Source organism: Streptomyces sp. SD15 (assembly GCF_054462255.1).
Window position 1 is genome coordinate 1 of the sequence record NZ_JBTLMO010000106.1, and the last position, 9,517, is coordinate 9,517.

The window sequence follows — 9,517 nt, forward strand, 5'->3', positions numbered from 1 at the left end:
AGGACGTCCGTGGCGCGGTTGATGCCGTCGATCAGGGAGTGCCGGCAGCCGTACTTGTTGTCGAACTTCGACTTCGTGACGGCGTCGTTCACGTTGATCGCCGGGAAGAGGAGGACGCCGTCGCGCTGCATCTCGTACAGACGGTGGACACCGGTCGTGGTCTCCTCGGTCACGCCACGGATCTCCGAAGCGATCCGCGTCCAGTCCAGGGAGCTGTTCTCCAACAGGGCGCGCACCACGACCAGTTCCTCGTTGTCCGCGGCGGGGAGCTCACCCGTCTTCTGGTACTCGACGCCCTTGTGGACGAGGAGGGTGGCATCACCGCCGTCGTCGAGGATCATGTTCGGGCCGACGTGACCGGGCCAGGTGAGGGCCTGCTCGGTGCACCACCAGTACTCCTGAAGGGACTCGCCCTTCCAGGCGAAGACCGGGACGCCCTGCGGGTTCTCGGGCGTGCCGTTCGGGCCGACCGCGATGGCGGCGGCGGCGTGGTCCTGGGTGGAGAAGATGTTGCAGGACACCCAGCGGACCTCGGCGCCCAGGGCGACCAGGGTCTCGATGAGGACGGCGGTCTGCACCGTCATGTGCAGGGAGCCGGTGACGCGGGCGCCCGCGAGGGGCTGCGCCTCGGCGTACTCCTTGCGGATCGACATCAGGCCGGGCATCTCGTGCTCGGCGAGCGTGATCTCCTTACGGCCGAACGCGGCGAGCGAGAGGTCCGCGACCTTGAAGTCCGTGAAGTCAGCGGTGGGCTGCGAGGACATGCTGTGCACTCCTTGAGGTCAGTACGTTGCGGTGGATTTCGAGCGTCGCCGTCGAGCGGTTGAGCGTGATGTAGTGCAGGCCCGGGGCGCCCTCGGCGAGCAGCCGCTCGGCCATCGTGGTGGCGTACTCGACGCCGATGCTGTGGCCGTCGGCGGGGTTGCCGCGCGCGGCGTCCAGGCGGTGGGCGAGTTCCTCGGGGACGGCGGCGCCGCTGAGTTCGGCGAAACGGGCGATCTGGCGTACGTCGGTGGCCGGCATGATCTCCGGGATGACCGGGGTGTCGCAGCCGGCGGCCACGACCCGGTCGCGCAGCCGCAGATAGTCCTCCACGCGGAAGAACATCTGGGTGATCGCGTAGTCGGCGCCCGCCCCGCACTTGGCGACGAAGTGCCGGATGTCGCTGTCCCAGTCCGGGGAGCGCGGATGGCGCTCGGGGAAGGCCGCGACGCCGACGCTGAACTCCCCCGACTCCTTGACCAGGCGCACCAGTTCATGGGCGTGGGTGAAGCCCTCGGGGTGCGGGATCCAGGGGGCGTTGGGGTCGCCGGGCGGATCGCCGCGCAGCACCAGGACGTCACGGACGCCGGCGTCCGCGTACTGCCCGATGATGTGCCGCAGCTCGGCCACCGAGTGTCCGACCGCGGTCAGATGCGCGACCGGGCGCAATGTCGTCTCGGTCACCAGGCGCTTGGTGACCTCGATGGTGCGGTCCCGGGAGGAACCGCCGGCGCCGTAGGTGACGGACACGAAGTCGGGCGCGAGCGGTTCGATGCGACGGATCGCATGCCACAGCGTCTGCTCGCCCTTGGGCGTCTTCGGCGGGAAGAACTCGAAGGAGAAGGTCGTCACGCGCGGCCTCCCGCGTTGAAGTAGCCCGCCTCGGGGTGGTGGATCACGATCGCGTCGGTGGACTGCTCGGGGTGCAGCTGGAACTCCTCGGACAGGTGCACGCCGATGCGCTCCGGCCGGAGCAGCGCGGCGATCTTCGCGCGGTCCTCCAGGGCCGGGCAGGCCGGGTAGCCCAGCGAGTAACGGCAGTCCTGGTACTTGGTACGGAACATGCCGTTGAGCGAGTCCTGGGCGCGTTCGAGGCGTACGCCCTTCTCGCCCAGGGTGGTGAGCCAGGTGCCGACGGCCGAGAGGACGTCGCTGCGGCTCCAGCCGATGTGTTCCTTCAGCAGCGCGGCCTCGTACTCGTTGGTGAACAGCCAGGTGGCGCCGTCCACGAGGTCGCGGACCTGGTCGCTGTCCAGGCGGGCCAGTTGCTGCGAGGGGGCGGCGGCGAAGGGGATGCCGAGGGCCCGGCACTCGGCGGTGTGGCGCAGCATCGCCGACGGGTCGTCGGGCGAGATCAGGACGAGGCCGGGGCGTTCGGTGCCGGTGACGAGGGCGCGCAGATCGATGTCGTGAGCCTCGGTCATCGCGCCCGCGTAGAACGCGGCGATCTGGTTGGCGTCCTCGTCGGTGATGCACATGAAGCGGGCCGTCTGCCGTTCGGCGCAGACGTGCACTCCGCCGGTGTCGACGTCGTGCTCCTTCAGCCACACCTCGTACGCGGCGAAGTCGGTGCCTACCGCCCCGACCAGCAGGGGCGAGAGGCCGAGGCCGCCGAGTCCGAAAGCGATGTGGGCCGCGACACCGCCCCGGCGCACCTCGAGCCGGTCGCCGAGGAAGGAGAGCGAGGCGTGCGCGAGCTGGCCGGGCAGCAGCTGGTCCACGAACCGTCCGGGGAAAACCATCAGATGGTCGGTGGCTATGGATCCGCTCACCGCGATTCGCACGGGTACTCCTTCGGTCGCTGATCGCCGGTGGTGCGCGTGCCGGCCGATGGGGCCGGGCCCAGCCGTCGAGGTGTCGGGCTCAGATACCCGCGGCCGTCCTGAGCCGCTGGGCGCGGTCGGTGCGCTCCCATGTGAAGTCGGGCAGCTCACGGCCGAAGTGGCCGTACGCGGCGGTCTGGGCGTAGATCGGGCGGAGCAGGTCCAGGTCACGGATGATGGCGGCCGGGCGCAGGTCGAAGACCTCGGTGATCGCCTTCTCGATCCTGTCCGTGTCGACCGTGTTGGTGCCGAAGGTCTCGACGAACAGACCGACGGGCTCGGCCTTGCCGATCGCGTACGCCACCTGCACCTCGCAGCGGGAGGCGAGGCCGGCCGCGACGACGTTCTTGGCGACCCAGCGCATTGCGTACGCGGCCGAACGGTCCACCTTGGACGGGTCCTTGCCGGAGAACGCGCCGCCGCCGTGGCGGGCCATGCCGCCGTAGGTGTCGATGATGATCTTCCGGCCGGTCAGGCCCGCGTCCCCCATCGGGCCACCGATCTCGAAACGGCCGGTCGGGTTGACCAGAAGGCGGTAGTCCTCGGTCTCCAGCTTGATGCCGTCGTCGGCGAGCTGCCCGAGGACGTGCTCGACGACCTCCGCACGGATGTCCGGGGTGAGCAGCGTCTCCAGGTCGATGTCGCAGGCGTGCTGGGTGGAGACCACGACCGTGTCGAGGCGTACGGCCTTGTCGCCGTCGTACTCGATGGTGACCTGCGTCTTGCCGTCGGGCCGCAGGTAGGGGACGGCGCCGTCCTTGCGGACCTGGGTGAGGCGGCGGGACAGCCGGTGGGCCAGCTCGATGGGCAGCGGCATCAGGTTCGGCGTCTCGTCGGTCGCGTAACCGAACATCAGACCCTGGTCGCCGGCGCCCTGCCGGTCCAGCTCGTCACCCTTTTCCCTCTGGGAGGCACCCCCGACCCGGGACTCGTACGCCGTGTCCACGCCCTGCGCGATGTCCGGCGACTGCGAGCCGATCGACACCGAGACACCGCAGGAGGCGCCGTCGAAGCCCTTGGCGGAGGAGTCGTAGCCGATGTCGAGGATGGCGTCGCGCACGAGTTGGGCGATCGGGGCGTAGGCCGTGGTGGTGACCTCGCCCGCGATGTGCACCTGGCCGGTGGTGATCAGTGTCTCGACCGCGACGCGCGAGGCGGGGTCCTGACGCAGCAGCGCGTCGAGGATCGTGTCGCTGACCCGATCGGCGATCTTGTCGGGATGCCCCTCGGTGACGGACTCCGAGGTGAACAGACGACGGGACATGGCTCTCCAGATGGTTGCGGCCCACAGCACGAAGGACGTCGGACACGAAGGGCGTCAGAGGCGGGCGAAGTGGCCCGTGCTACAGCCACGATGGACAACCTCGAACGAGGAGCACTCGAAGAGCGACGGAACGTGAACGGAAGGAGCCTTCCGGCAGTTGACCGGGCCCGGGCGGTCGGGCGTCCGGCGCGGTGGCGTCCTCGAGGGCTCGGGCGAGGTCGCGGGCCCGCTCCCGCTCGTTCGCGCAGGTTCCGCGACGCTGGAGGCTGAGGCTGTCGTAGACGCGGTAGGCGGTGGGGCGAGGAACGCGGCGATCGCGTCCGGGGTGGGGTCGGTGATGGTGATGCGGCCCAGACGCACCGCACCATCACCTGAGCCCACCGGGGTCCGTAAACGAGTGGCCCGGCGCGACCTGAACCAGGTCGCGCCGGGCCGCGGTTGTTCACCCGCGCATCGCCTCAGGCGTGCGGCCGCGCGTCACCTCCGCGCACGCAGCCGCGCATCGCCTCAGTGCACGAGGTTCCGCTCGTCCTCCCTCTGCGGCACCCGCGGCGGACCGGACTGCAGCCGACGCTGCAGCTTCTCGCCCTCGACATCCACGTTAGGCAACAGCCGGTCGAGCCACTTCGGAAGCCACCAGGCGGCGTCGCCGAGCAGCGAGTGCACGGCGGGCACGATCGCCATCCGGACCACGAAGGCGTCGAACAGGACGGCTGAGGCGAGGCCGAAGCCCATCATCGCGACCAGGTCGTCGGCCTCCATGATGAAGCCCGAGAAGACGCTGATCATGATGATCGCGGCGGCCACGACCACCCGGCCGCTGTGGTGGAAGCCGGTGACGATGGCCTCCTTCGCCGGAGCGCCGTGGACGTACGCCTCACGCATCCGCGTGACCAGGAAGACCTCGTAGTCCATGGCGAGGCCGAAGACCACACCGATCATGAAGATCGGCAGCGTCGTCATGATCGGGCCGGTCTGATCGATGCCGAAGAAGCCGGCGCCCCAGCCCAACTGGAACACCGCGACCAACGCGCCGAGCGCCGCGCTCACCGAGAGCAGGAAGCCGAGCGCCGCCTTCAGCGGAACCAAGATCGAGCGGAACACCAGGAGCAGCAGCAGGAAGGCCAGGCCGACCACCAGGCCCAGGTAGGGCAGCAGCGCCTCGGACAGGGTCTGTGAGAAGTCGATGAACAGCGCGGTCTGGCCGGTCACCAGGATCTCGGTGGCACCCGCGGACGCCTCGAGCGAAGTGGCCTTCGCGCGGATGTCCTTGACCAGCTGCTCTGTCTTGGCGTCGGTCGGGCCGGTCTTCGGGACGATGCTGAAGATGGCGGTGTCGCCCGCCTTGTTGGCGGTGGCCTTGGAGACCGAGTCGACGCCCGCGGTCTTCTCGAGGGCCTCGCCGACCTTGTCACCGCCGGCGGCCGCGTCCTTGCCCTCGACGGTCACTGTCAGCGGGCCGTTGAAACCGGGCCCGAAGGAGTCGGACAGCAGGTCGTACGCCTTGCGCTGGGTGGTGTCGGTCGCCATCGTGCCCTCACCGGGCAGGCCGAGCTCCATCTTGGTGGCGGGCAGGGCGAGCGCGCCGAGGCCGACCACCGCGAGGAAGAGCACACCGAGCGGGTGGCGCACCACGAAGGAGGCCCAGCGGGTGGACAGGTTCGGCTTGGTCCGCGCGGCCAGCTTCGCGGCCTTCTTCTCGGACTTGCGCAGCTTGCGCGCCGACAGCGGCTTCTTGGCCTGGACGAGGCGGCGGTCCGCGACCCGCAGCACCCGGCGCGGCGCGAAGCCGATCAGGGCGGGCACGAAGGTGACCGCGATCAGTACGGCGACGGCGACCGTACCCGCCGCGGCGAGGGCCATCTTGGTGAGGATCGGGATGTTGACGACCGCGAGGCCGGCCAGCGCGATGATGACCGTGAGCCCGGCGAAGACGACGGCCGAACCGGCAGTGCCGGTCGCGCGGCCCGCGGCCTCCTCGGGGGTGCGGCCTTCGGAGATCTCGGCACGGTAGCGGGAGACGATGAACAGGGCGTAGTCGATGCCGACCGCGAGGCCGATCATCATCGCCAGGGTCGACGTTGTGGCGGACAGCCCGAGGGTGGAGCCGAGCGCGGCGATGCCGGAGACGCCGACGCCCACTCCGATCAGGGCGGTGAGCAGCGGCATACCGGCGGCGAGCACCGAGCCGAAAGTGAGGAACAGGACGATGGCCGAGATCAGCACACCGATCTGCTCACCGGTGCCGGACATGGTCTGCTCGATCGCGACCGCGTCACCGCCCGCCTCGATGGTCAGGCCGCCGTCGCGGGCCCGGTCGGTCGCCTTGGTGAGCGCGTCGTGCGCCTTGTCGGTGAGGTCGGGTGCGGTGACCTTGTAGGTCACCACGGCATAGGCGGTACGGCCGTCGTCGCTGATCGAGTCGGCCTTGAACGGGTCGGCGACGCCCGCCACTTGGGGCGCCTTGCCGAGCTCGCCGACGAGCTCGCCGATCGCCGCCTTCTCGTCGGCGATCTTCTTGCCCTCGGGCGCGCGGATCACCACACGGGCGGTGGCGCCGTCGGCGCCGGCGTCCGGGAACTTCTCCTCGAGCAGGTCGAACGCCTTCTGCGACTCGGTGCCCGGCATCGAGAACTGTTCGGTCGGTGGTGTGGGAGCAGACGAGGCCGCGGCACCGACGCCGCAGACGATCAGCACCCACAGCAGGGTTATGAGGCCGCGTCGCCGGAAGGCGAAGCGGCCGAGTTTGTACAGGAAGGTAGCCACGGAAAACCGCACTCCCATCGAGTGGGGGGGAGGAAGGCATGCGGCCGACCGCCCGGGCGCAGCGCCGGGCGGAGGGCTCTGCGATGCACACACGTTGACCCAGCGAGTGGTCAAAGGGCCGGATTCTGTGGGGGGCCAGGACTGATCCTCAAGCGGACGTCGAGCAGATGGATCAGATCCGGCCAGGGCGGAGGCCTCCTGGCGGCAGGGCTTGCACCGGCCGTCCTGGTCGCTGAGGTGACGGACAGGTGGGGCTCCTTTGTGCCGTACGCCGTACCCAGCGTCGCTCCGTTTCCGTGGCTCCATCATGGCGCACGATTGGTGCCTTATCGAGCAAACGTGCGCTACATGTGAGCCATAATGGGGCCACTACTCGGGTGGGACTCATGAAATCCCCGGTCAGAGCTTTCGGCTTTCGGCTCAATGCGGCCGATTCTTTGCGGTGTCGGGCCCGCGATATGGGTGCGATCAGCACGTCCAGCGAGCCGCTGACCTGTGCATTCGTGACTCCCTCCGCATCATGGCGCCATTGCGGACATGAATGGCGGCATACCGGCCCCATGTAGCGCCATCGATGTGCCATGATGGTGCCATCGCTGGCGTACTCCTCGGCTCGCAGGCCGGGGGGTGCCCGTCTTCGCGGAGTGAGCGATCGAAGGGGTCGGATGATGGAGACAGCACAGAGTCGGCACCTGGGGCCTTTGCCGCCTTCGCCCGCTTGTGTTCTGCGGTGGCGGGGTGGGGCTCGCTTCCAGCTTGCAGACCGGGGTCGCCTACAGCGACGGCGTCCTGCGGATCGAGACCCTGGCGGCGAGGAATCGGATCCTCGGCGCTTCCGGATCCCTGGAGGTGACCCGTCCAACTGCCCGTCGGCTCCCGCATCGAGGCGAAGGCGGCCGGCGCCGAACTCCGAGGCGTCGGACGGCTCGGCGAGGTCGCCTTCGAGGGCGCCCACGGCTCGGTCAAGCTCGACGAGACCGAAGGCACCCGCCTCACCCTCCTCGCCGGCGACATCCACGTCGCCAAGGCCGTGCGCGGAACCGTCACACCGCACATTGAGTCCGGCGAGATCTCGGTCGGCGCCGCCCGCGGAGTCTCCGCCTCCCAGGACGCCGGCATCACTTACGGCCGGATCCACAACACGCTTCTGAACACCGACGGCGCCGCCGCCGGCCTGAACATCCACGCGACCACCGCCCACGGCGACATCGCCGCCCGCAGCCTCTGACCCGCCGCGCCGGGAGGCATCCCGCACAGCGGACGCAGCACGGCCACCGCCCTGGACGCGCTCGCCCTCGGCGGCCGGCACACCCTCACCGCAACAACCACCCACGCAACCCATAAGGAGCACAGCCATGTCCCTCACCCTCACCGGGCAGGATCGCCCGGAGCTGCAGAAGGCCATTGAGGAGATCGTCGATTCCGGTTTCGCCGGGGTGCAACTGCGCGTGCACGATGAGCGGGGCGAGTGGGTCGGTAGCGCCGGGGTGCGCAAGTTGGGCGAGAGCGCCAAGCCGCCGACCGACGGGCGGTTCCGGATCGGCAGCACCACCAAGACCTTCACCGCAACCGTGGTGCTGCAACTGGTGGCCGAGGGCAAGATCGGGCTGGACAGCCCGGTGGATGACTACCTGCCCCGGTTCGGGCTGGACCGGCGGATCACGGTGCGGATGCTGCTGCAGCACACCAGCGGGCTGTTCAACTACACCGGCGAGTACTACGACGACGGGACGGTTGCGCTGGGGATCCCCTGGCAGGGCCAGGAGTACGTGAACAACCAGTTCCACACCTACCAGCCGGAGGAGCTGGTACGGCTGGCGTTGTCCAAGCCGGCGCGGTTTGAGCCGGGGACGGACTGGAGCTACTCCAACACCAACTACGTGCTGGCCAAGTTGCTGATCGAGGAGGTCACCGGCCGCTCGTTGGCCGAGGAGATGCAGCGGCTGATCCTGCAGCCGCTGGGAATGTCGGGCACCGTGGTGCCGGGCGCCTCGCCGGACATCCCCGAGCCGCACGCTCACGGCTATTACCGGTACGAGCACGCCGGCCAGTGGAAGGTGGTTGACGTCACCCGCTTCAACGTCTCCTGGATCTCCGCCGCCGGTGACATGATCTCGACCACCGAGGATCTCCACACGTTCTTCTCCGCGCTGATGAGCGGCAAGCTCCTGCCGGACTCGCTGCTGGCCGAGATGCGCACGCCGCATCCCAAGCTCGGCTACGGCCTGGGGCTGTTCGTGGAGGAGACGGACGGCGGCACCATCTTCAACCACAACGGCGGCTTCTTTGGTTGGGCGGCGCTGATGTACAGCACGCCCGACGGCAGTAAGACCCTGACAGTCTCCCTGACCACCGGGGACGCCGAGCTCGACTTCGCCGCCACGGCTGAGGCGTTCCAGAAGGCGCATCAAAGGCTCGTCAAGGAGGTGTTCTGCGGCGGGCAGGCCGAGGTGGCCGACAAGGCCAAGCCGGCTCAGTAGACGGCGCCGAGCACCGCGGACCCGTACGCGCTGGCGCACCATGGGAGTGGGCGATACCGCCTGTTGCGACGGCTGGGCGTGCCGGCCTCCGGCCCGGTACAGGACACGCTCGACTTCGGCTGACCCCCACCACGACTGCGAGGCCCGGACCGCAGATGGTCCGGGCCTCGTAGCACACGCCGTGGCTATGTCCAGCGCATGCCGATCCGCGACAGTTGTTCCATCCGCTCGGGGGAGAGTGCCGCGGCCCGGGCTCCGCTGGTTGCCGATCCAGCTCCCCAGCTTGATGGGCCGCTCCTCCGGGCGCGCGCCGATGCCGAAGCCCCAGCAGGCGCCCCGGCCGGTGGTGCTCGCGGTCGCCGCCATGAACCAGCCGGGCCCGCCCGGACCCCCGGTACCCCAGGCCGGGGCGGCGCGGTACG

At 69.5% G+C, this 9,517-nt stretch carries 6 protein-coding genes and 1 pseudogene; 2 read left to right on the forward strand and 5 right to left on the reverse strand.

Annotated elements, in window-relative coordinates:
- From ACX28W_RS43250 to ACX28W_RS43270, 5 genes are all read right to left on the reverse strand, one after another.
- Window positions 1–764: adenosylhomocysteinase (locus ACX28W_RS43250; protein ID WP_459005580.1), on the reverse strand; the 764-nt coding region annotated here is incomplete at its 3' end.
- Window positions 742–1,614: a methylenetetrahydrofolate reductase [NAD(P)H] gene (gene metF / locus ACX28W_RS43255; protein WP_459005581.1), complete on the reverse strand. Its 873-nt coding sequence runs from the start codon at window positions 1,612–1,614 to the stop codon at window positions 742–744. The genes metF and ACX28W_RS43250, both read right to left, overlap by 23 nt.
- Window positions 1,611–2,546, reverse strand: coding sequence for a PfkB family carbohydrate kinase (locus ACX28W_RS43260; RefSeq protein ID WP_459005582.1), 936 nt, complete (start codon window positions 2,544–2,546; stop codon window positions 1,611–1,613). Before ACX28W_RS43260 ends, metF begins: the two co-directional genes overlap by 4 nt.
- Window positions 2,547–2,625: 79 nt before the next feature.
- A complete protein-coding gene (gene metK, locus ACX28W_RS43265; protein WP_459005583.1) occupies window positions 2,626–3,849 on the reverse strand; it encodes a methionine adenosyltransferase in 1,224 nt (407 codons plus the stop codon).
- A 507-nt stretch (window positions 3,850–4,356) separates the two neighbouring features.
- Window positions 4,357–6,615: an MMPL family transporter gene (locus ACX28W_RS43270; protein ID WP_459005584.1), complete on the reverse strand. Its 2,259-nt coding sequence runs from the start codon at window positions 6,613–6,615 to the stop codon at window positions 4,357–4,359.
- Window positions 6,616–7,374: 759 nt separating this feature from the next.
- Between ACX28W_RS43270 and ACX28W_RS43275 the strand changes: the two are divergent.
- Together ACX28W_RS43275 and ACX28W_RS43280 are read left to right on the forward strand one after the other, a co-directional pair.
- Window positions 7,375–7,843 (forward strand): annotated as a pseudogene (locus ACX28W_RS43275) (hypothetical protein); the annotation flags it as partial.
- A gap of 127 nt (window positions 7,844–7,970) precedes the next feature.
- Window positions 7,971–9,095 carry a serine hydrolase domain-containing protein gene (locus ACX28W_RS43280; protein WP_459005585.1) on the forward strand — a complete coding sequence of 375 codons (1,125 nt, stop codon included), beginning with the start codon at window positions 7,971–7,973 and terminating at the stop codon, window positions 9,093–9,095.
- Window positions 9,096–9,517: the final 422 nt, after the last annotated feature.